This is a genomic window from Micromonospora sp. WMMC241 (genome assembly GCF_027460165.1).
In the GTDB taxonomy this organism is placed as follows: Bacteria; Actinomycetota; Actinomycetes; order Mycobacteriales; family Micromonosporaceae; genus Micromonospora; species Micromonospora humi.
Map to the genome: position 1 here is coordinate 1 of NZ_JAPZBF010000002.1, position 20,722 is coordinate 20,722.

At 71.7% G+C, this 20,722-nt stretch carries 24 protein-coding genes; 14 read left to right on the forward strand and 10 right to left on the reverse strand.

The annotated features are described in order from the left end of the window. The 8 genes from O7598_RS31050 to O7598_RS31085 form a co-directional block, all read left to right on the forward strand. A partial coding sequence (locus tag O7598_RS31050) for a hypothetical protein (protein WP_269695060.1) occupies nucleotides 1-2,536 on the forward strand: 2,536 nt, incomplete at its 5' end. After that, entirely contained in the window at nucleotides 2,533-4,071 is a 1,539-nt protein-coding gene (locus O7598_RS31055; RefSeq protein WP_269694670.1) for a hypothetical protein, read from the forward strand. The genes O7598_RS31050 and O7598_RS31055, both read left to right, overlap by 4 nt. Then, the gene (locus tag O7598_RS31060; protein WP_269694669.1) at nucleotides 4,071-4,457 is read left to right on the forward strand and encodes a hypothetical protein; all 387 of its coding nucleotides are present in this window, start codon (nucleotides 4,071-4,073) and stop codon (nucleotides 4,455-4,457) included. Before O7598_RS31055 ends, O7598_RS31060 begins: the two co-directional genes overlap by 1 nt. Before the next feature lies 1 nt (nucleotide 4,458). After that, the gene (locus O7598_RS31065) at nucleotides 4,459-4,995 is read left to right on the forward strand and encodes a hypothetical protein (RefSeq protein WP_269694667.1); all 537 of its coding nucleotides are present in this window, start codon (nucleotides 4,459-4,461) and stop codon (nucleotides 4,993-4,995) included. A gap of 46 nt (nucleotides 4,996-5,041) precedes the next feature. Continuing rightward, on the forward strand, nucleotides 5,042-5,848 hold the full coding sequence (locus O7598_RS31070) for a PIG-L family deacetylase (protein ID WP_269694666.1): 807 nt from the start codon (nucleotides 5,042-5,044) through the stop codon (nucleotides 5,846-5,848). A 41-nt stretch (nucleotides 5,849-5,889) separates the two neighbouring features. Further along, nucleotides 5,890-7,437 carry a hypothetical protein gene (locus tag O7598_RS31075; RefSeq protein WP_269694665.1) on the forward strand — a complete coding sequence of 516 codons (1,548 nt, stop codon included), beginning with the start codon at nucleotides 5,890-5,892 and terminating at the stop codon, nucleotides 7,435-7,437. Then, nucleotides 7,437-7,901, forward strand: a complete 465-nt coding sequence (locus tag O7598_RS31080; protein ID WP_269694664.1) for a hypothetical protein — start codon at nucleotides 7,437-7,439, stop codon at nucleotides 7,899-7,901. Before O7598_RS31075 ends, O7598_RS31080 begins: the two co-directional genes overlap by 1 nt. Further along, a complete protein-coding gene (locus O7598_RS31085; protein WP_269694663.1) occupies nucleotides 7,898-8,251 on the forward strand; it encodes a hypothetical protein in 354 nt (117 codons plus the stop codon). Before O7598_RS31080 ends, O7598_RS31085 begins: the two co-directional genes overlap by 4 nt. Here O7598_RS31085 and O7598_RS31090 read toward each other — a convergent pair. Further along, nucleotides 8,248-8,505, reverse strand: a complete 258-nt coding sequence (locus O7598_RS31090) for a hypothetical protein (RefSeq protein ID WP_269694662.1) — start codon at nucleotides 8,503-8,505, stop codon at nucleotides 8,248-8,250. The genes O7598_RS31085 and O7598_RS31090 overlap by 4 nt on opposite strands. 22 nt (nucleotides 8,506-8,527) lie before the next feature. Here O7598_RS31090 and O7598_RS31095 point away from each other — a divergent pair, with 22 nt between their 5' ends. Next, nucleotides 8,528-8,887, forward strand: coding sequence for a hypothetical protein (locus tag O7598_RS31095; RefSeq protein WP_269694661.1), 360 nt, complete (start codon nucleotides 8,528-8,530; stop codon nucleotides 8,885-8,887). Nucleotides 8,888-8,970: 83 nt separating this feature from the next. Here O7598_RS31095 and O7598_RS31100 read toward each other — a convergent pair whose 3' ends face one another. The 7 genes from O7598_RS31100 to O7598_RS31130 form a co-directional block, all read right to left on the reverse strand. Beyond that, nucleotides 8,971-10,893, reverse strand: coding sequence for a hypothetical protein (locus O7598_RS31100; RefSeq protein ID WP_269694659.1), 1,923 nt, complete (start codon nucleotides 10,891-10,893; stop codon nucleotides 8,971-8,973). An 83-nt stretch (nucleotides 10,894-10,976) separates the two neighbouring features. Further along, entirely contained in the window at nucleotides 10,977-11,942 is a 966-nt protein-coding gene (locus O7598_RS31105; protein WP_269694657.1) for a hypothetical protein, read from the reverse strand. Nucleotide 11,943: 1 nt separating this feature from the next. Further along, a complete protein-coding gene (locus O7598_RS31110) occupies nucleotides 11,944-12,411 on the reverse strand; it encodes a hypothetical protein (RefSeq protein WP_269694656.1) in 468 nt (155 codons plus the stop codon). A gap of 14 nt (nucleotides 12,412-12,425) precedes the next feature. Further along, nucleotides 12,426-12,890, reverse strand: coding sequence for a hypothetical protein (locus O7598_RS31115; RefSeq protein WP_269694655.1), 465 nt, complete (start codon nucleotides 12,888-12,890; stop codon nucleotides 12,426-12,428). Nucleotides 12,891-12,898: 8 nt separating this feature from the next. Beyond that, on the reverse strand, nucleotides 12,899-13,192 hold the full coding sequence (locus O7598_RS31120) for a hypothetical protein (protein WP_269694654.1): 294 nt from the start codon (nucleotides 13,190-13,192) through the stop codon (nucleotides 12,899-12,901). Nucleotides 13,193-13,266: 74 nt separating this feature from the next. After that, nucleotides 13,267-14,643 carry a hypothetical protein gene (locus tag O7598_RS31125; RefSeq protein WP_269694653.1) on the reverse strand — a complete coding sequence of 459 codons (1,377 nt, stop codon included), beginning with the start codon at nucleotides 14,641-14,643 and terminating at the stop codon, nucleotides 13,267-13,269. A 5-nt stretch (nucleotides 14,644-14,648) separates the two neighbouring features. Continuing rightward, entirely contained in the window at nucleotides 14,649-14,918 is a 270-nt protein-coding gene (locus O7598_RS31130; protein WP_269694652.1) for a hypothetical protein, read from the reverse strand. A gap of 96 nt (nucleotides 14,919-15,014) precedes the next feature. Between O7598_RS31130 and O7598_RS31135 the strand changes: the two genes are divergently transcribed. From O7598_RS31135 to O7598_RS31150, 4 genes are all read left to right on the forward strand, one after another. Next, entirely contained in the window at nucleotides 15,015-15,635 is a 621-nt protein-coding gene (locus O7598_RS31135; protein WP_269694651.1) for a UTRA domain-containing protein, read from the forward strand. Between the two features lie 2 nt (nucleotides 15,636-15,637). Then, nucleotides 15,638-16,396 carry a GntR family transcriptional regulator gene (locus O7598_RS31140; RefSeq protein ID WP_269694650.1) on the forward strand — a complete coding sequence of 253 codons (759 nt, stop codon included), beginning with the start codon at nucleotides 15,638-15,640 and terminating at the stop codon, nucleotides 16,394-16,396. Between the two features lie 304 nt (nucleotides 16,397-16,700). Continuing rightward, on the forward strand, nucleotides 16,701-17,846 hold the full coding sequence (locus O7598_RS31145; protein WP_269694649.1) for a hypothetical protein: 1,146 nt from the start codon (nucleotides 16,701-16,703) through the stop codon (nucleotides 17,844-17,846). A gap of 130 nt (nucleotides 17,847-17,976) precedes the next feature. Further along, the gene (locus O7598_RS31150) at nucleotides 17,977-18,414 is read left to right on the forward strand and encodes a hypothetical protein (protein ID WP_269694648.1); all 438 of its coding nucleotides are present in this window, start codon (nucleotides 17,977-17,979) and stop codon (nucleotides 18,412-18,414) included. A 128-nt stretch (nucleotides 18,415-18,542) separates the two neighbouring features. On the opposite strand, the gene O7598_RS31155 is transcribed toward O7598_RS31150, so the two are convergent. Further along, nucleotides 18,543-19,721 carry a tyrosine-type recombinase/integrase gene (locus O7598_RS31155; protein WP_269689451.1) on the reverse strand — a complete coding sequence of 393 codons (1,179 nt, stop codon included), beginning with the start codon at nucleotides 19,719-19,721 and terminating at the stop codon, nucleotides 18,543-18,545. A 5-nt stretch (nucleotides 19,722-19,726) separates the two neighbouring features. Continuing rightward, nucleotides 19,727-20,146, reverse strand: a complete 420-nt coding sequence (locus tag O7598_RS31160; RefSeq protein WP_269689450.1) for a helix-turn-helix domain-containing protein — start codon at nucleotides 20,144-20,146, stop codon at nucleotides 19,727-19,729. 275 nt (nucleotides 20,147-20,421) lie between these two features. Between O7598_RS31160 and O7598_RS31165 the strand changes: the two genes are divergently transcribed. Continuing rightward, entirely contained in the window at nucleotides 20,422-20,661 is a 240-nt protein-coding gene (locus tag O7598_RS31165) for a helix-turn-helix domain-containing protein (protein WP_269689449.1), read from the forward strand. The last annotated feature ends 61 nt before the right edge of the window (nucleotides 20,662-20,722 follow it).

Below are 20,722 nucleotides of genomic sequence, written 5' to 3' on the forward strand. Positions count from 1 at the left end.
CGAGGCCTACGACATGCAGGGCAACTTCATCGGCGTCACGAAGCTGGCCGGGGAGCTGCGCACCAAGCTCGGCGGGCTGACGCAGGAGCAGCGCAACGCCACCCTCTCCGTGGTGTTCGGGTCGGATGCGATCCGCGCCGCGTCGGTGCTGTACGAGCAGGGCGCCGAGGGCATCCAGTCGTGGATCGACAAGACCAACGATGCCGGGTTCGCCGCGGAGACGGCGCGGATGCGCACCGACAACCTCGCCGGTGACATCGAGCGGCTGAAGGGCTCGCTGGAGACGTTGGCGATCGAGTCGTCGTCCGGGGCCAACGGTGGGCTGCGGGTGTTGACGCAGGGCCTCGATGGGGTGGTCGGGGAGCTGTCGCAGATGCCGCCGGCGGTGGGCAGCACCATCACGGTGCTCGCCGCGCTCGGCGGTGCGACGACCTTGCTCGGTGCCGGGTGGGTGAAGACCCGCCGGGCGAACGCGGAGTTCCGGGCGGAGTTGGAGGCCACCGGCCCTGCTGGCGCTCGGGCGGCGCGAGGGTTGGAGACGGCGTCGAAGTGGGCGGGCAGGGCGGCGGTGGCGTTCGCCGCGTTCCAGGTCGCCGGCATGGTCGTCAACAAGATGGTCGGGGATCTGAGCCCGCAGATCGACGCCATGGCCACGGGCCTGGAGTCGTGGGGTAAGTCCGGCACGCTGGCCGGTGAGTCGGCGCGGGTCCTCGGCGCGGACATGGCCGACCTGAACGTGGGCCTGAAGTTCCTGGCCGACACCGACAACGACCGGCGGAAGTTCGTGAGGTGGGGTCAGGACCTGCTGGAGGGCCTGGTCCCGGGCCTCGACTCGACGAACACCAGCCTGACGCGCACCCGGGAGCGGGTGACGGCGATGGACGCGGCGTTCGCGCAGCTCGTCTCGTCGGGGAAGGCGGACGCGGCGCGGCAGGCGTTCGACCGGCTCGCCGCCGAGGCCGCCAAGTCGAACGTGTCGATGGATGAGCTGCGGAAGCTGTTCCCGCAGTACGCGGCGGCGATCGAGACGGCCGCGGGCGCGACGAAGGACGCGATCGCCCCGACGGACGCAATGGGCTCGAAGACCCTCGGATTCGCGAACGCGACCGAGGCTGCCACCGCGGCGGTCGACGGGCAGCGGGACGCCCTGGCGGCGCTGTCGAAGATGATGAAGGCGGAGACGGACCCGGTGTTCGGGTTCGCGGACGCCCAGCAGAAGCTGGCGGAGGCGCAGAAGGCCGCCGCGAAGGCGACCCGCGAGCACGGCCGTAACAGCGCTGAGGCGCGTGAGGCGACCCGGGCGCTGGCCGAGGCCGCCATCGAGTTGCAGGGCCGGGCCGGGGTGCTCGGTGACGCGTTCGATGGCAAGGTGAGCCCGGCGCTGCGGGCGACGCTGAAGGCGGCCCACCTGACGGACCGGCAGATCGCCGACGTCGCCGCGCAGTTCCGGCAAGCCAAGGCGGACGCGGAGAAGTACGACGGCAGCTACAAGGCCAACGCGTCGGCGCCGGGTGTGACCGAGGCGGACAAGCAGCTCAAGAACGCGAAGAGCCGGGCGGACGCGTTCGACGGCTCGTACAAGGCGGCGGTGGAGCTGGTCGGCTACCCGATGGCCCTGGACCGGTTGAAGCGGCTGTCGACGTACCAGCAGGCGTTGAAGAAGGGCACGATCCCGGCGAACTTCCAGGGCCCGGTGCAGGGCAAGGACTACCACGCGGGTGGCTGGACCGGTCCGGGCAGCAAGTACACCCCGGCCGGTGTGGTCCACGCCGACGAGTTCGTGATCCGCAAGGAGTCCCGGCAGCAGATCGAGCAGCGGCATCCTGGGCTGCTCGACGAGATGAACGCGACCGGGCAGGTGGCCGGTTATGCGGCCGGCGGTGCGGTGCGGTGGCCGTTCCCGGCGACGGCGGCGAAGACGCGGATCCCGTCGCGGGCCGAGGCGGCTCGGGCGGTGACTCCGGCGTTCGGGGACTGGCCGGCGGGCCCGGGCTCGCAGCGCGGTGACTCGGGGGTGTGGCGGGGCATCGTGGCGATGATCCGCGCCACCGGCCCGCTGTCCGGCGAGTTCGGCAACTCCTACCGGCCTGGTGATCCGCTCTGGCACGGGTCGGGGCGGGCGGTGGACTGGATGGGCTACAACCAGAACGCGCTGGCGTCGTTCCTGGCGGGCAAGCGGCCCCTGGAGCTGATCCACCGGACGAACTCGCGGGACTACGCGTACACGCGGGGCCGGAACATGGGCTCCTTCAACAACTCGCTGATGGAGGCGCACCGCAACCACATCCACATCGCGATGGCCAACGGCGGCGTCATCCAGGAGCCGGTCTACGGGTACGGCCTGCGGTCCGGCAACTCCTACTCGTTCGGGGAGCGGGGCCCGGAGCGGGTGTTCCCCGGCCTCGGCAGCTCACCCGCCGGCACCACCGTGGTGCAGGTGACCCTCGTCAACCAGGGTGTCATCGGCTCCCGGCAGGAGACCGAGAACTGGCTCGCCGCGTCGCTGGACACCCTGAAGCGGCAGGGCCGGGCGTGAACGCCGACTACGAGGTGGCCGTCGACTGGGCCGCCGATGGCACGTTCACCGCCGCCGGTGACGACGTCACCGCCCGGGTGTTCGACCGGGGCACCCCGCTGACCGCCCAGTACGGGCGGGAGCAGGCCCGGGCGTTCGCGCCGCTCGCCGGCGGCCGGGGCCAGTTCGAGCTGAACAACTTCTCCCGTGACTACCTGCCCGACAACACGGCGTCTCCGCTGGCCGGGAAGGTTCGGCCGGGTCGGGAGGTGCGGATCCGCGCCACCTACGGCGGGGTGACGTACGGGCTGATGCGCGGCGTGGTCGACGACATCGAACTGCTGCCCGCGATCGAGCAGCGGTCGGTGCAGGTGAGCGTCCTCGACGGCCTGTCGAGGCTGCGGCGCGTTCAGGTGTCCACGCCCCTCTACCAGGGGTTGCGGACCGGTCAGGCCGTCGGCCTGCTCCTCGACGCCGCCGGCTGGCCCGCCGGGCGCCGGGACCTCGACGTGGGCGGCACCGTCATGCCGTGGTGGTGGGCCGACGGCACGGATGCGTTCACCGCGCTGCAGGCGATCCTCGACGCGGAGGGCCCCGGGTCGCTGGCCGCTGTCGACATCGACGGCCGGCTCGTGTTCCGCGACCGGCACCACCGGCTGGTCCGGGCCCGGTCGACCACGGTGCAGGCGACGTGGCGGTCCACGGGCATCGAGCCGTGCTACTCGGCGCCCGCCTCCTACCAGGCGGGCTGGGCGGACATCGTCAACGACGTCACCTACCCGGTGGCGGTGCGGGTGCCGTCGGGGCAGATGGCCACGGTGTGGCAGATGACCGGCCCTCGGTCGCTGGTCGACGGGGAGACGATCGCGTTGACCGCGCAGTCGGGTGACCCGTTCTTCGGCGCGGTACCGCCGGTCGCCGGCGTCGACTTCCAGCTGGTGTCCGGTGCGGTCACCACCGCGCTGTCGCGGACGTCGGGCCAGTCGGTGACCGTGCTGGTGACGGCGGTGGGCGGGCCGGTGCAGCTCGACGGGATGGCCGTGCGGGCGTACCCGGTGCCGGTGCAGACGACGGTGGAGGTGCACGCCGAGGACCCGTCGAGCATCGCCGAGGTGGGTCGGCAGTCGTGGCCGTCGGATCGGGCGCCGACGCTGGCGTCGCTGCCCGACGCGACGGCGATCGCGGACGTGATCCTCGCGGGTCGGGCTCGCCGGCAGCCGACGATGACGGTCACGTTCCGCGGTGGCGTGCCGGCGCGGCTGCGGCAGCAGTTGGCCCGGGACCTGTCCGACCGGGTCCGGGTGATCGACGGCGGGACCGGTCTGGACGCGGACTGCTGGGTGGAGCGCATTGAGCACTCCGTGTCCGGCGCCGACCATGTGACGGCGTTCGGGGTGGAGCGGATCCCCGCTCAGCCGGCCGGTGTGCTGGTCCTCGGCGACACGATCCGCGGGAAGTTGGGCACGGGTCGGCTCGGTACGACAGGTCTGGACGACCCGGCGGCGGTGTTCATCGTCGGTGCGGGGGTCCTCGGCGCGAACCTTCTGGGGCACTGATGACGACGACGATGCTGCAGGCGGTGGCGAGGGTGCACTGGGGTCGGTGGATCGCCGACTGCCCCCGGCCGGGCTGCGTGAACGCCGAACACCACGGCCGCGACGCGGTGACCGGGCACGTCGGCGGACTGACCGGTGGCCGGTTCCGCTGCGCCCACTGCCTGCTCGTCTGCGAGGTGGTGTGGCCGGCGGACGTGGACGACATCAGCCGGGTCCTCGCGAGCCGTCCGGTGCCGGCGAACCGGAACTGGGCGCCGCCGGAGACCGTGCACGACCTGCTGGTGGAGAACCTCGTGCACGGCATCCTCCCGGACGCGGACGCGCTGGGGGGCGGTTTCCAGGTGTCGGGTGCGGCCCGGCTGGCGCTCGAATCGGGAGTGATCTGACATGGCGTGGACGTCGCCTCCAACCTTCACCGACGGCAGTGTGCTGACGGCTGCGCAGCTCAACCTGCTGCGCGACGACCTGAACGAGACGGCGCCGGCGAAGGCCACGCAGGCGGGTCGGCTGATCGTGACGACCGGGTTGAACAGCGTCGCGGAGCGGGACGTGGTGTCGTCGGCGATCGCGACGACGCAGACGACCGGGTCGACGAGTTTCGTGGACCTGACGACGCCGGGACCGACGGTGACGGTGACGACCGGGTCGGCGGCGATCCTGCTGTGGTCCGCGCTGATGTCCAACTCGACCGCGAACGCGAAGACGTACGTGGACTACACGGTGTCGGGGGCGTCGAGCAGGTCGGCGCAGGACGCGTCGGCGCTGCGCTTCCAGTCGGACTCGGCGAACCAGGAGGCCCGGTCGGGTCAGGTCATGTTCGAGGGTGGCCTGACCCCGGGCAGCAACACCTTCAAGCTCCAGTACCACACCAACGGTGGCACCGGCAGCTTCTCGGACCGCCGGTTGACCGTCATCGCCCTCTGACGGGCGCTCTCTTCTCATCTGCTTGCCCTGTCCTGGGGAGGATGCTGTGCGTCGTCGTGCCCTGCTCGCCGCTGCTGCCGCCGCTGGTGTGTCCGCCGCCGTCGGTACGGCGGGCGCCGCCCAGGCGGCGACCGGCCGCCCGGCCCTGTTCGTGATCCCGCACCCGGACGACGAGACCCTCGCCGCCGGTGTGGTCATCGCCGAGCATGTGGCGGCGGGCCGGGACGTGCACCTGCTGCTGCTCACCCGCGGGGAGAAGTCGGCGGTGATGGACGGCCTCAACGGGACCGGGACGATGGGCTGGTGGGGTGTCACCCACAACCCGCAGGTGGAGGGCTACGCGCCGCTGACCGAGGCGACGTTCGGGGAGGCGCGGCGTCGGGAGATCACGGCCGCGGCCGGGGCGCTCGGTGTCCCGGCGGACCACATCCACGAGGCGGGCCTGCCCAACGAAGGCGTGACCGTGGCCAGCGCGAAGGCGGCGATCGTGGCGTGCGCGACCGACATCGGCGCGGACGTCGGACTGTGGGCGCCGTCGCACACCGTCGACAACCACGCCGACCACCTGGCCGCCGGGCAGGCCGTCCGCCAGCTCGGCACCGAGGATCCGGTGCGCTGGTGGGACCGCCGCTACTACGTGCTGCCCATGTACTGGTCCGACGCCCGGCTGTCGAAGGTCGACTGGTGGTGGGACTACGCCGCGAACGCGCAGGTCACCAACCGGGCCCGCAACGCGACCAGGGCGTACCAGGGCTGGCAGCCGGCCAACGGCATGTTCGCGATCGGCTGGCACTCCACGTACAGCGCGTTCCGCACGATCGAGGCCGACCCGAAGTGCCTGGTGCACCGATGATGCCCACCGGCTGGTGCCCCGGGAACAGAGGCATCGGCGAGATGGCCCAGCTCTACCAGGACACCACCGCGGTCCGGGTGTTCTTCGCCCCCGGCGAGGGCCTGCCCGCCAGCGCGTGGACCGACATCACCCGGACCGGCCGGCAGCGCCTGTCCGCCCTACCGTTCGGCTGTCGCCTCGTCGTCTCCTTCAAGGACGCCCAGGTCGACCGGCGCCCGTTCGTCGAGGCGTGGCTGAAGTACCGGCCCGACGTCACCGTTGACCTCATCACCCACCACGAGCCCGAGCAGCAGACCGGAGGGGACCCCACCCCTGCCCAGTACCGGGCGTCGTGGACCCTCACCCGCCAGCAGCTCGCCGACCACCCGGCCCGCGCCGAGGGCCGGTTGCGGCTGGCCACCTGCTGGACGTTGCAGTGGATCCGCAAGGGCGGCACCTGGGCGCTGTGGTGGCCGGAGCACGAGGCCGACGCCGTGGACCTGCTGCTGTTCGACTGGTACCCGTTCATGGCGGGAGAGCCGAACCCGTGGAAACCGCGCGTCTACGAGGACCCGGCCGCCGCCATGCGGGTGCCCATCGACATCGCCGCCCAGATCGGCCGGGTGTGGGGCATCGCCGAGATCGACCACCCGCGGATCCTGCGCGCGAACGGCTTCTCCGTCGACCTCGACCCGACCGGGTCGCTGGCCGCCGCCTGGTACCGGCAGGCGCACTCGGTGGCCCGCGACGCCGGCTGCCAGGTGTGGGCGCACTTCCACGCCGACGAGGGCGCCGCCGTCGGTGACCTGACCAAGCGGCCGGCTGAGCAGGCCGTGCTGCGTGACCTGATCGCACAGGAGGCGGCCACGGTGTGGAGCAAGGGGCAGAACTGGCGGACCGTCCGGTCGCTGGACCGGCTCAACGAGCAGATCCGCGCCGCCCACCCGAGGGCGGTGCCGCCGGCCACCGACCCGGCGTCGTGGGGGGCGATCGCTGACGGCGCGCACTCGTCGACGTCGGACCACTACCCGCACTTCTACTCGGCGCTCGGCCAGACGGCGGTGGTGTGCGCCCGGGACTTCCCGCACGCCCCAGGCCTGGGCCTCGACTCCCACCGGATAGCCGAGCAGCTGCGGCTGAGCCGGGACCGGCGGATCGGCTACATCATCTCCAACGCGCGGATCACCGGCCCGAACTACGGCTGGGAGTGGTCCACCTACCGGGGCTCGGACCCTCACGACACGCACATCCACGTGAGCACCGTGCACACCGCCGCCGCGGATGACCCGGCGGACTGGCCGATCGGAGAGGACGAGGACATGCCTACCGCCAAGGAGATCGTGGACGAGCTGCTCAACCGGGAGCTGCCGTCGCCCACCCTCGGCACGTTCACGGTCGCGGACCACCTGAAGGGCGGCCGTATGGCCGTCCGGGACATCGGCAAGGCCCGCGCCGAACTGGCCGCGGCCGTCGGCCGGGACCTCGTCGACGAGCCGGCCATCATCGCCGGTGTCCTCGCCGGCCTGTCCCCGGAGGCCATCGCCGCGGCCATTCCGAAGGGCCTCGCGAAGCAGGTCGCCGACGAGCTGGCCGCCCGCCTGGCCTCGTAGTGCGCCCAGTCACGATCGGCCGCGGCCGGCAGCCGTTCGAGGTGGCCGTGCTCCTCGCCGCGCTGCTGTCCGGGTTGACGCTGCTCGCCACCGGCACCCGACCCGCGTCCGTGACCGCCGGCATGCCCACCAGCGTCCAAGCCGTCTGGGAGGTCGGGCTGATCCTCGCCGGGGTCATCGGCCTCACCGGTGTCAGCATGCCCGGTAACCGGCTCGCCGCGTCCCTGGGCGTGGAACTGTGCGGCGTCGCCGCCCTCGGCACCGTCACCACCATGTACGCCATCGCCTTGTACGCGGTCAGCGGCAGCGCGGCCATCGCCGCGGGGGCGTTCGTGGCGTCCACGGCGGTCGCGTCGTGGTGGCGGGTGGCGCAGATCGGGTTGGACCTGCGGCGGGTCACCATCGCGGTCGAAGCCGGCCAGGTGGCGGACGTGTCGCTGCTGGTGGAACGGGAGCGGCCATGAGCTGGGTGGAGACGGCGACGACGGTGGTGGGTGCGCTCGGCGGGGCGGTCGGCGCCGCGGGTGGTCTGGCGGTGCTGGCGTCTCGGAAGAAGATCCGCGCGGAGGCGGCCGACGTTCTGACCGATACGGCGTTGACGCTGCTGGAGCCGTTGAAGGTGCGGGTGCATGAGCTGGAGGCGGAGGTGAAGACGACCCGCGACAACATGGTCGAGTTGTCCGACTCGGTGTCGGGGTTGACGGCGACGTTGCGCCGGTGGCGGGCGGCGATCCTGCACCCGGACGCGAAGGTGGAGGCGCTGCGGAAGATGGTCACCGGCGAACCCGTCGGCGCGGGCCGGGAGCAGGGCTAGTACGCGTCGGGTTGGCGTACCCGCCACGTCCCGTCCTGAGCGCCGTCGGCGTAGATCCGCGCCACCTCCGCCCGCGCCGGGCCCTCGCCGTCGAACACGGCCACCTGCGAAGGCTCCGACGCGGGCGAGTTCAACCGCACCTCCCACCGGCCGCTGCCGTCCACGTGCTCGAACAGCCTGACCAGCGCCAGCGGCAACGTCGGATCCGCGCCATACAGCCAGCCCGCCTCGCGGAGCTGCGAAAACCCAGCCACAACCTCACTGTAGGAGACCCCCATGGATCGCTACGGCAAGGCCCTCGCGTCGCTGCTCGGCGCCGTCCTCGTCGCCCTGTACGCCGCCCTCGGCGGCGACAACCACATCGACTCGGAAGAACTCGTCCAAGTCGGCATCGCCGCCGCGACCGCCGCCGGCGTGTACCTCGTCCCCATCGCCCCCCAGTACCGGTGGGGTAAGACCGCCGTCGCGGTCGTCCTCGCCGTCCTCCAGGCCCTGGCCACCACGGTGCTGGGTGGGCTGGACTCCGGGGAGTGGATCGTCCTCGTCCTCGCCGGCCTGACCGCCGCCGGTGTGGCGGTGGCGCCGGCCGTGTCGGACAACGGCATCGGCTCGAAGACCCCGACCGTCTCGGACTGACCCACCGCACGCTGCACAGACTGCGGCCCCCCTCGCTTGCCCGATTCGGGCAGGTGAGGGGGGCCGCTTCTGCGCGCCCGGGGTCAGGCGGCCACCTCGTACTGGCGGCCACCGCCCCGAACCCGGCCCGCCTCGACGAGGGTGCCGAGCAGGTTGTGCACCTGCCGCACGCCCAGCCCGATGTGGTCGGCGATCCGCGCCGGGCTCGTGTGCCCGGCCGCGATGGCGTCGAGCACCTTCGCGTGCGACGGGCCCAACTCCTTGCGGGCCTCAGCCTGCATCGACGCCACGAACGCAGGCCACGCCGGCGGGAACGCCACAGCCCCGAACGCCTCCAACGCCGCACCGTCCCCACCGGTGGCCGGCTGAGGCTCCGGCTGGCGCTGAGCCGGGACCGGCTGCGCGAGACCCACGAAGCCCACCGGCATACCGTCCTTCACCGCCTTCCGATCCGCGAACGTCCGCTCCCGCTCGCCGTAGCCCTTCATCGCCGCACCCGCCGACGTCCCGTCGAACGACCGCCACACGAACCGGCCCGGCCACTTCGCCTTGGCCTGGTCGTCGAGGTACGTGCTACGGAACAGGGCCTGCCGGGCACCCGGGGCCGGCTTCGCCACCAGCCCGTACCCGCCACCCACCGGGAACTCCTTCGGGTTCTCCTTCACCCCGAAGATGACCCGCGCGTTCGGGTCATCGCCGGCCAGCATGATGCCGTTGCCGGTGAGCAGGCTCGACCGCAGCGCCTCGCAATACCGCGACCCGGCACCGCCGAACGCGTTCAGCGTCGGCTCCTGGCTGGCCAGGATCAGCGCCACACCGACCTTGCCGCCCTCCCGGCTGATGGTGGCGGCAAGCTGCTGCGTGCGCTTCCAGTACTCCGGGTTCTCCGCCTCCAGCAGCGGCTTGTGGCACTCGTCGATGATCCCAAGCAGGCCGGGCCGGTCCGCCGTCGGCGTGAACCCCTCCCAGCCGTGCTCGACGTTCTCCCGCTGCCGCAGCAGCATCACCATGTGCATGGCCTCGACCATGGCGAAGATCCGCTCGAACGTGCCCGCGAACAGGTCTGCGTGGCGCATGAGCAGCGGCGACGACGCGCCGCCCTGCCCGTCGGCGTAGAAGATGACCGTCGGGTGAGTGGTGCTGGCCGCCAGCGACATGGCCAGCGAGTCGATGAGCCGGGACTTGCCTGACCCGGTGCCGCCCTGGATGAACCCGCCCCACAGCCGGTTGTCGGTGTACGCCCGCCAGGTGGCGGTGCCCTCACCGTCGGCGTACGGGCCGAGTTGCACCCGGCCGGTCTCCGGGTCGAACGCCGACGGGCCCGGCCACAGCACGCCGGCCTTGACGGGGGAGTTCGTGACGATGGTCAGCAGCGCGGTGGGCTCCGGCTCCGTCGGGTGGGCCTCGACGATGAGCTGCTGGTCGGGCCGCAGCTTGAGGCCGCCGCGGACGGTCTTCATCTTGTCGACGACCATCCCGACGTGCTGCTTGCCGGGTCGCAGCCGCAGCGCGTAGCGGATTCCGGCGGCGATCTGCTCCGGGTTGCTGAGCCGGGATCCGGCGAGCACCCCGTCGGAGCAGCCGACGTTCTCCGCCCACAGACGCTGGTACTCCGACCGGGACACCTTCGGCTGGATCAGTCCGACCGGGTGCTGCCGCCACCAGTGCATCGACAGCGCGTACCCGACCGCCATCAGCACACCCACCGCACCCCACGACAGGCCGGTGAGGGTGACCGTGGTCAGCCACCCGCCGGCGACGGCGATGAACTGCAGCGCGCGGCGGCGGGCCTTCTTGTCCAGCACCCGACGCCGCACCCTCGTAGCCGCGACCACGCCGATGACGAACGCCGTACCGGCCACCCACGTGGCCACGACCTGCTCGTCGCCGGCGTAGTGCACGGCGACCTGGCACGCCGCGGCGGCCACCACCAGCGCGCCCACGGCGACGTGCGGCACCGCGTGCGGGCGCGGACCACCTTGGGTCGGCTGACTCGTGCTGTCCATCGATCTACCTCCGGTTTGGTGCTCCGGCCTTCCACTGCGGAGGCGCAGACCCTGCGGCCTGCGCCCCACGGAAGCTGGCCGGGTCAGCCGCGGAGCAGGTAGTCCTTGTCCGCCGCGTCCGGCTGCGCCAGGTAGGCGTCCTTCACCGTCATCTGGTCCTCCAGCTTCGCCCGGTGCGCCGCCCACTTCTCGGCGGCGGTCCCCGACGCCTCCATGGCCTCCCGGGCGGACGACAGCGCCTCGCCCTTCATGCCGCCGTTCTCCAGCGCCGCGACGTACGTCTCGGCGCCGCCGGCGGCGAACGACTGGTGGGCGTTCGTCGCGACGTTGGCGTACGCGATCGCGTGGGTCAGACCGTTGGCCTCGTTGCTCATGTCGATCTCCTTCAACTGGTTGATGGTGGGGAACAGGTAGATACGGGCGGTCGGGGAGTCGTCGCCGGAAGAGGGGTTGTGCTGCTGGCAGGGCGTGCCGAACGGGTTCGGGGCCCCGCAGTCGGGGCATCGCATCGCCTCCTCCTCCTGCTTCTTCGCCTCCGCGATCTGCTTCTTCGCCTCCGCGATCCGCAGGTCCAAGCCCTCGTCCTCCGGCGTCTCCGGCGGCTGAAACTCGACCCGGGGCGCGCACGGGCAGAACCGGCTACGCGGACCGTTCTCCCAGACGCCCTGCCGCATCCGCGGCATCTGGTGCTTCTCGCACCAGTCCTCGTCGCCGATGTCGCCGACCGGCCGGGACGGGAAGACCGGAGCCCGGGCCGGCTGCGGCTCCCGGACCGCCTCGGCCAGGTCGTCGATCGGCTGCGCCTTCGCCGCCGCCGACTTCCGCCGCCGCTCCGTGTGCGCCACCAGCGCATCCGAGTACAGGTCGCCGAACCACTCCCGCGTCCCGTACCGGGGCTGCGCCGCCGGCCGGGCACCCGCCCCCCGGGCACGCTGCTTGCGCAGCTCGTACCGCGGGTTCGGGGTGCCCTTCACCGCGTGCACCAGATCCTCGGCGCCGCGCTTCGCCATCCAGGCGAGCACGAAGCACCACAGCAGCACGATCTCCACGTCACGCCTCCGCGGTCGCGCCGGCGGACTTCTTGATGACCCGGCGGGCCATCAGCACCGCGGCGACGATGCACGCCACCGCCAGGCCCACCGCGCTGTCCGTGCCCAGCCACTGGATGAGCGTGGAGTTGACCCAGTCCATCAGCGCGTCGAACCAGCCGCCGACGGTGTCGCCGAACTTGCCCGGCGCCGCCTTCGCCACGGACGGCATCGCGATCACCGAGTAGACCGCCGCCTTGTTCGGCAGCAGGTCGATGAGCAGGTCGATGACCGTGGTGATGAACAGGATCGCCAGGATCAGCGGTGCCATCCACTCCCAGGGGAGCCAGCCGAACACGTTGTTGATCCAGTCACCGATGAACGTGCCGGCGGCGGCCGTGCCGCCGATCGACGCGACACCGAGGGTCAGCCAGGCGAGGGTTCTCACCCCCTTCGACTGGATCTTCTTCACCGTCTTGTTCTTCGACACGAGGGGATCTCCTCTCACAGGAACACCCGCAGCGCCAGGTCGGCGCCGGGGTGGATGACGTGGTCGACCAGCCAGGCGACCGGGGGCAGGAAGCTGAGCGCCTTGACGGTGGCGGCGACCAGCAGGAAACGGGCGGGCCGCTCGGTCAGGTGCTCGCCGAGCCGCGCCAGCACCAGACCGGGAATCGCGACCCCGCGGCACCAGGCGATGCCCAGCGCGCGGACCGCCCCGTGGAGCTGGCTGGTGTAGCGGCCCCGCAGCGCGTACTCGCGCATCGTGTCCACCGCCGGCCGGCGTTCGGTCAGCAGCTCCGGGACGGTGCAGTGGCGGCCGAACTTGGCCAGCCAGTCCGCCGACGACCACGGGCGACGCTCACCGTCCGTGATTGCAGAGTGCAGACTTTCCGGCCGCCCAGAGCCGATCTCACGCTCAGACAGCCCCGGCGCGGACTCTGCAGTGCAGACTTCAGACTTACCCACCGTCACGGTCACGGCTGGCCGCCCTCAGCCCGACGCCGCGCCCGCAGCGCCACCAACGCCAGCACGAACAGCACCACCATCGCGCCGTACGTCACCGGCGAATCCACGGCGACCCGGCCGGTGAAACCACCCGCCACCAGCCCGGCGCCGAGCAGCGCCATCGCCGTGACCGCGCCGTTCGCGGTCATCTGCGCCGGGCTCGGCCACCGCGTGTGCACGTGCGCCGGGGCCGTGACCAGCACGATCTCGCCGGCCGGCTGCTCGGCGGCCCGGTACTCGCGGGCCAGGACGATGTCCGTCATGATCAGGGTTCCTTCCTTCTGGGAGGGGTGCGGTGCCCGGCCCGGCTGTAGGAGGTAGGACCGGGCACCGCGGTCTACTTCTTGGACCGCTCGGCGCGGACCAAGTTGATGGCGGTCTGGGCGTCACCAGCGCTGGTCCAACCCATCCGGTCCATGACCGTCCGCCGGCCCGGGATGTCACCCCGGTACGCCTTCTTCAGCTCCCGGACCATGTCCCGGATACGGGGCGCGATCTCCCCGCCAGCGGCCGGACTCACCGGCTTCGCCCGGTCCACCCGGACCGTGGTCCGCGCCTCCGGACTGGTCCGCTCGGCAGGCACAGACCCGCTGATGACAGGCTGGTCCACCGGAGCAGGGATGGTCCGCGACTGGTCCACCTCGCTGGTCCGCGACTGGACCACAGGGCGGTCCAACGGCTGGTCCACCCGGCTAGTCCGGATCTGGTCCGCGACACTGGACCGCATCTGGACCATTCCGTTGGACCACATCGGCTCCCCGGACTGGTCCGCCTTGAACGCGCGGATCCCGTCGGCGCGGAGGTTCGTGGTGGCCTGCCGCATCACCAGACGCAGCTCGTCCATCAACGCCCGCTCACGCTCCGACGGCTGCGAGTCATCGCGGAACAGCTCGGTCTCCGCGTTGAGGATCAACCGCAACTGCTTGCGCGCAGCCGCCATGTCCTCCGGCGTAGCCGCCTTCGTCAGCCGCTGCACCCGACGCCGCGCCACAACCAGCGGGTCCTCCCGGCGCCGCCACGACCGCTTGCCCGGCTCGGCGGACTCGGTCCTCGCCGCGCCGGCCTGCTGCTGGGCGTGCAACTCCAGCCCTGCGTCGACCAGCGCGGCGATGCGCCGGGTCGCGAACACCTGCGACAGGTCGTCCACGGCGCCGGGCTTCTTCAGCCCCCACCGCACCAGCAGCCGGTCCGGCGTCCAGATCCAGTTCGAGTCCGCCCGCTCCGTCGTGCCGCTGCGCAGCTCCAGCACCTTCTGCGTCCACAGCGCCGCCGCGACCATCGGGGAGAAGAACCGGAACAACTGGGTGGTCAGGTTCCCGCCGGCGGTGGACACGGTCAGGGCGGCGGCGATCGACAACGCCCAGATGATCGCCAGGTAGGTGCCAACCCGAGCCTTCGGGTTGGCAGTCAGCTTCCGGATCGCCATCCGGCCCTGCGAGTAGATGACCACGTCGAACGCGGCGAACATCGCGATGGTCAGGCCGATGTTGACGCCGAGCTTGTGGTGGACGACCTCCCACATGCCCTCGGTGGTGACCACGCCGAACAGGACGACGCCGAGGTTCGCGGCGAGGTCGTCGTGCTCCCGGGTCTTGGTGAACCGGCGGATGGCGTAGGCGGCCAGCAGCATGCCGACGGCTCCGGCGCCGGCCGCGATGTGCGGCGCGTACGCCTGGGCCTGGTCGGCGATGGTGCTCCAGTCGGGGATGCCCATGACCGTCACCGACCGCCCTGCGGCTCGCGGCCCGGCAGCACCTGGTAGCCGGTGATGCCGCGGCGGCGGACACACCGCCAGCAGAAGCTCTCCCCGATCGGGGAGCCCGCCGACGGCGCCGTGACCACGTCCGCCATCCACGCGCCGCAGCCGACGCAGCCGAACGCAGGGCAGTTGGCGACGGCATGCGGGTCGACGGCGGCGAGCCGGTCCTGCAACTCGAAGACGGCGGCCTGAAGGTCAGCGAGAGTCCGGGAGCGGATCAGACGCAGCATCAGCGCCCACCTCCCCTGTCGATGTCGGCCTTGAAGTCCATGAGAGCGACCATACTGCCCTACTGCGTAAGACAGCAAGCCTGTGTACAGTGCGAGTTGCCGAAGAACTTGCACGATCAGGCAGTAAGGTTCAGCGAAAGATCAGCCCAGCCGAAGGAGCGCCGGATCATGGGACAGCCGAGGTGGACGACCACCTCCGACCAGTACCTCAACCCGACCACCGGCGACGCCTGGGCAGCCGAAGCCGCAGAAGCCGGCCAGCAGGGAAGTCAGCGCATCCTCGACGCCAACACCACCTACGCGACCGCCGAGATCGCCGCCCACCTCGCCCTCGAAGCCGAGCACCCGGCCGTAGTGATGCGTCGCCGCGTGATCCTCGCCGACGGCGAACCCGTCGAGATCGCCGCCTCCTACTGGCCGGCAGCCATCGCCGAAGCGACCATCCTCGCCCAGCGCGAGAAGATCCCAGGCGGCGCCGCGCGCTTCCTGGCCGAGATCGGATACACACCCAGCGAGGTCCGCGAAGACGTCACCGCGAGGATGTCGACCCCCTTCGAACAGGTGGTGCTCCAGGGGCGCAACCTCCGCCTGACCGACCCCGAGCCCGTGCTGGTGCTCACCCGCATCCTGCTCGACCACACCGGCCAGCCCTACCAGGTCGACATCAACGTCATGCGCGCCGGCCGGCACATCCGCTACGTCCGCAAGGCAGGCTGACCATGCCCCCGCCCCGCGACCCCCGCCCCCGCAGCCAGCAGATCGCCGCCGAGCTGCGCGCCGACATCATGGCCGGCGAGCACCAGCCCGGTCAGCGGCTACCCTCCACGGCCGACCTCATGGCCACCTACAAAACCGTCAGCGCCACCATCCAGAACGCGCTGAACATCCTCAAGGCCGAGGGCTACCTCGAGGGCCGACCCGGCATCGGTGTGTTCGTCCGCGCCACCCAGCAGCAGACCATCACCCCCGCCGACTACGCCCGCCCCTACAGCCCCGGCGAGCCCTACGCCTGGATCACCGCCGCCGCCGAACACGGACGCCGCGGCGCCTACCGACTACTCGACGTCGGCGAGGTGCCCGCCCCCGTGCAGGTCGCCGCCGCGTTCAACCTCGACCCCGGCGCGCCGGTGCTGCGCCGGCAGATGGTCGGCACCATCGACGACGAACCCGTCGAGCTGGTGTGCACCTTCTACCCGCTCGACCTGGCCGCCGGGACCGCCCTCACTCAGAAGCGGCTCATCAAGGGCGGTAGCCCGGCGGTGCTCGCCGAGCTGGGCGTGGAGCCGGCCCGCTTCGAGGACGTCATCTCCACCCGCCCGCCGACGTCCGAGGAGTTCGTGGCGTTGGAACTGCCGACGGAGGTGCCGGTGCTGCGAACGTTCCGCGTGGCGGTCGCCGCGTCGGGGCGGCCGGTGGAGTGCCAGCTCATGGTGAAGGCCGGGCACCGGCACGAGGTGCGCTACCGCTGGCCGTCGTAGGCGACGCGCACGCCGAGTCCCGAACCCGACACCACCTGCGTGATCTTCAGATGGTGGGAAGTGACTCTCGCGTAACCGGCCCAGACCCGGACACGACCGGCACACATCAGCCGCGATCTTGCTGACCGAACGGTCACGTGCGATAGCTACGCGTGCAACTTGCGCGCGACTGCGGCACGATGTCGGCTTACCGCCGGACACGAGACACTTGCCCGGCGACAACCACCCGTGGCGAGTTGAGACACCAGCTCACCACACCGCAGGGGTCCCATGGATCAGACCCCGTAGGCCGCATCGGGGGGTGATGGCCATCCGCACCACGATCCGCCGCTGGGCCATCGCCGCCGCCCTCACCGCCGGCGCCGGCCTCGGCCTCGCCGCGTACGACGCCGCCACCCACGCCGCGTCGGCGGACGACAAGCCGCAGGCCGCGGCCGAACGCCCGGGGGGAACGCCCGACCGCGGTCTTCCTGGCGAGTCCGTGCGCAAGCTGGTCGACGCCGTCACCGACGTCGTGCCGGTGAAGGTGGACAAGCCCGAGCCGCCCGCGAAGGATGAGCCGGCCGAGGAGCCCGCCACACCCCCGGCCCCGAAGCCCGAGCCGACGCGCGAGGCGGAACCCGAGCCGACGCGGCCCGCCGAACCCGAACCGACGACGCCGACCCGCGACACCGACCGGGCACCCGACCCCGAACCGGAGCCGATCGAGGCCGCCCCGGAGCCCGAACCCAGCAGCCCGACGCCGGCCCTCTGCGACGTGCCGCTCGTCAATGGCATCTGCCAGACCGTCGAGGACGTCACCGAGGTGGTCGACGAGGTCGTGCCCCCGGTCACCACCCCACCCGTCGTGGTCGACGTGCCCCCGGTCGTCGTCACCGTGCCGCCCGTCATCGTCGACGTCCCGCCGCTCGTCGTGGACGTGCCACCGATCGCCGTCATCCTCCCCAGCACCCAACCGGCCACCCTCCCCGACGCCGAAGCGCTACCCGCGCAGCCGCAGCCGGCGCCGGGCATCCTCCCCCGCATCCTGCCGACCATCCTCGGCCCCACCATCGGCCACACCATCGCCACCGCCGCCCTCACGGCCCTCGGCGAACTCCCCGCCGCCCTGCTCGAAGACCCACCACCCGAATGCGGGGAACTGGTCAGCCCCACGGACGCCCACTACCAGGCCCTCCTCGACCGCCTCACCGCACTCGCCCAGCGACCCCAGCCCTCAGCCCGCCCGAAACCAGGCTGCCCCGGCACACCCGGCCAGCCCGACCACCCCGAAGCCGGCTGCGACAACGCCACCACCAGCAACACCGGCGGCGACCGGCAGGCTGGGCAGCCCACCGGCGACCTCGCCGGCACCATCGGACTCCCCGCACACGGGCGCCTCGACCACCTCCGCGCCCGATCCCAGCTGCCCGAATCGCGGCATACCTGCATCGAGCCCGGACCAGCCTGAGCCTCCCGCGCCCACCCAGGTGGGCCACGCGCCGGCAGCCCCGCCACCACCACACCGGGCCCCGGCAGGAGGCGACCGCTACCGCCTCCGATCACCCTCCCCAGCACAACCGATCGGAGCTGATCAGACCGTGTACCACCACGCCAAGCGAGCCACACCCGCCCTGTGGAGCATCGCCGGTGGCATCTGCGCCATCGCCCTCATCGCCATCACCGCCCGGGTCCTGGTCGCCTTCACGTCGTTCACCATCGCCGAGCCCTTCAACATGCTCTCCGTCGTCCTCGCCGGCACTTGCGCGCTCGGCGGTCCGGCCATGTGCGGGTGGCTGCGGGTGGTGGACCTGCGCCAGCACACCCAGGCCCTCATCGCCGAAAACCGGCGGCTCCGGCAGCAGCATGAGGAGCGAGAGTCCCTCGCCGAGAAGATCCGCCTCTGCGACCAGGAGGTCGAGGTCGTCAAGGTGAAGGTCGACAAGGTGCTCCGGCTCCTAGAGGAGCAGCAGATCCCCGTCGGCGACACGCAGCCCATTGCCCACCTTCACTCCATCAACGGCGGTGGGGGTGCCTGACTTTCCCCACCAGCCCCCCAGCAGCACTCAGCCCCGGCCTAAAAACCGGGGCTGAGCTGCGCAAACAGGGGTGAGATGATCGCGGAGGGTGTGGGATTCGAACCCGAACCGGGCTCCTGGTGGAGCCGCTACCGCCGTACCTGGCCTGCATTCTGCTCCTGTCGGCTCCGGTCCGCTCCGGTCTGCTCCGGCGGCGTTCCCCCCACCAGCCCCCCATCGGCGGGCGCCGGGAGCATCCCCGCGACCGTCGCCATCACCCCCTCGTCAACCTCGGCGAGCAGGTGCCCGTACACGTCCGACGTGACCGAGATCGACGCGTGACCCATCCGCCGGGACACCGCCGTCAACGGCACCCCCGCACTGATCAGATGCGCGACGTGGGTGTGCCTCAGGTCATGAAGCCGCACCCGACCCAGCCCCGCCTCCGCCAGGACGCGGGGCCACACGCGCTGCCGGAAGTTCCGCGTCACCGCCCGCACGCCATCCAGGTCCCGGAACACCAGATCATCGCGGCCCTTGTCGACCAGCAGCGGCGCCAGCGCATGGCCGACCGCCGGCGGGAACGTAACGGTCCGCCGCGACCGCTCCGACTTCGGATCGGTGAAGATCGGCACCCCGCCGATCCCGTCGTGCATCGCCTCCAGCACCTCCAGCCGGCCGGCGAGCACATCCACCCGGCCCACCTTCAGCGCCACCGCCTCCCCGTACCGCAGCCCCGTCGCGACGAGCAGCGTGACGAAGGGCTTCCAGTGCTCCGGCGTCGCCGCGAGCAGCCGGCCGATCTCCGGCGTGGTCAGGAACCGCATCTCCTGTCGGCGAACCTTCGGCAGGCCGGTCGAGCCAGCGGGGTTGACCCGGATCAGCCGCTGAGCGACCGCGGCGTCGAGCAGCTTGTGGAGGATCGCGTGGCTGTTGCGGATCGTCTTCGGCGTCAGTGGGCGCCCGCCCGGGTACCGGCCGGCGGCGAGCCGGGACACGAACTGCTGCACGGCGAGGGTGTCCACCTCGTCGAGCGGCAAGTCGCCGAGGATCGGGCGGACGTGGTTGCGCACCCGGGAGTCCTCGGTGCGCTGGGTGGTGGCCTTCAGCGTCGCCGCGTACGACGGCCACCAGGCGTCGATCCAGGTGTTGAGGGTGACTCGGCCGGCCCGCGGGTCGATGTACTCCCCCCGCCACCGGTCTGCGGTCATGCGGGTCATGGCGGCCTTGGCGGCGGTCTTCGTCGGGTAGCCGGATTCGATGGTCAGCTTCCGGCCGCCGACTTGCTCGCGGATGCGCCAGCCTGGGCCGTGCTTCTCGACCCACACGGGGGTCAGCCTGCCCGGCGGGAACGGCCCTCGGCCGGGCGAGGCGCGGTGGCCTCGAACCACTCGTTGACTCGCGCCACGAAGCTCAACAGCTCGGCCCGCCGGTTGGGCTCCGCGGTCTGGTAGTGATCCAGCAGCGCCTCCAGCTCCGGGGGGAGCTGGGTGGGGGTGGACGCCTGCGCGAACCCTTCGGCGACACCCGCCCGGGCGGCCAGGTCGTGCGCGGACACGTCGAGCGCTGACGCCAGCTTGGTGATGGCGGCGAGGCTCGGCTTCTGCTTCCCGGAGCGCCAGTTGCTGATCGCGGAGTGGGAGATGTCGGCGGCTTCGGCCAGCGCAACGTCGTAGCGGAACCCGCGGGCATCCTTCAGCCGGTCGAGGTGGGCGACGAACGCCTCACGCTCCGGCCATTCGACTGTGCGCACGCGCACGAGATTAGGGACGGCTGCGCGGGCTGTCACGTGCGTGTGATCACGCACATCGTCGATGCCTTGCGTGTAAGTGCCGAGGTTGGGCGACATCCTCTTGCTCTCCCCGCATTCCTCGGTTGTGCGCGGCTCGCACATCCGACTTTCAGATGATGCCAGACCAGCCCTCCGTACCCCTTGTGCGTGCGCACACATTCGGGCTACGTTCTGTGCGCGGCCAGAAACCGGAGCAGACCGGAGAAGGCCGGAGAGAGATCGAAAGGAGGTACGCCATGACCAGCGAGAAGTGGCTGACGATCGACGAACTCGCCGAGCTGATGAACGTCAAGCGCTCCTGGGTGCGGGACAAGGTCACCGCCCGGGTTCTCCCCCACCGCCGGCCCGCCGGCGGCGTGCGCTTCGCGCCGGAGGACGTCGAGGCCATCAAGCAGCAGCTGTTCGAGCCTGCGGTGACCGCCACCCCCAGCCGCGCCGCTGGCCGCGTTCGCCGCGCCGCTCGCACGGCCGCCTGATCCACCCCGGACCCGACCGGGCCCGGACAGCGAACAGCGCCCCGCATCCCGGCAAGGACAT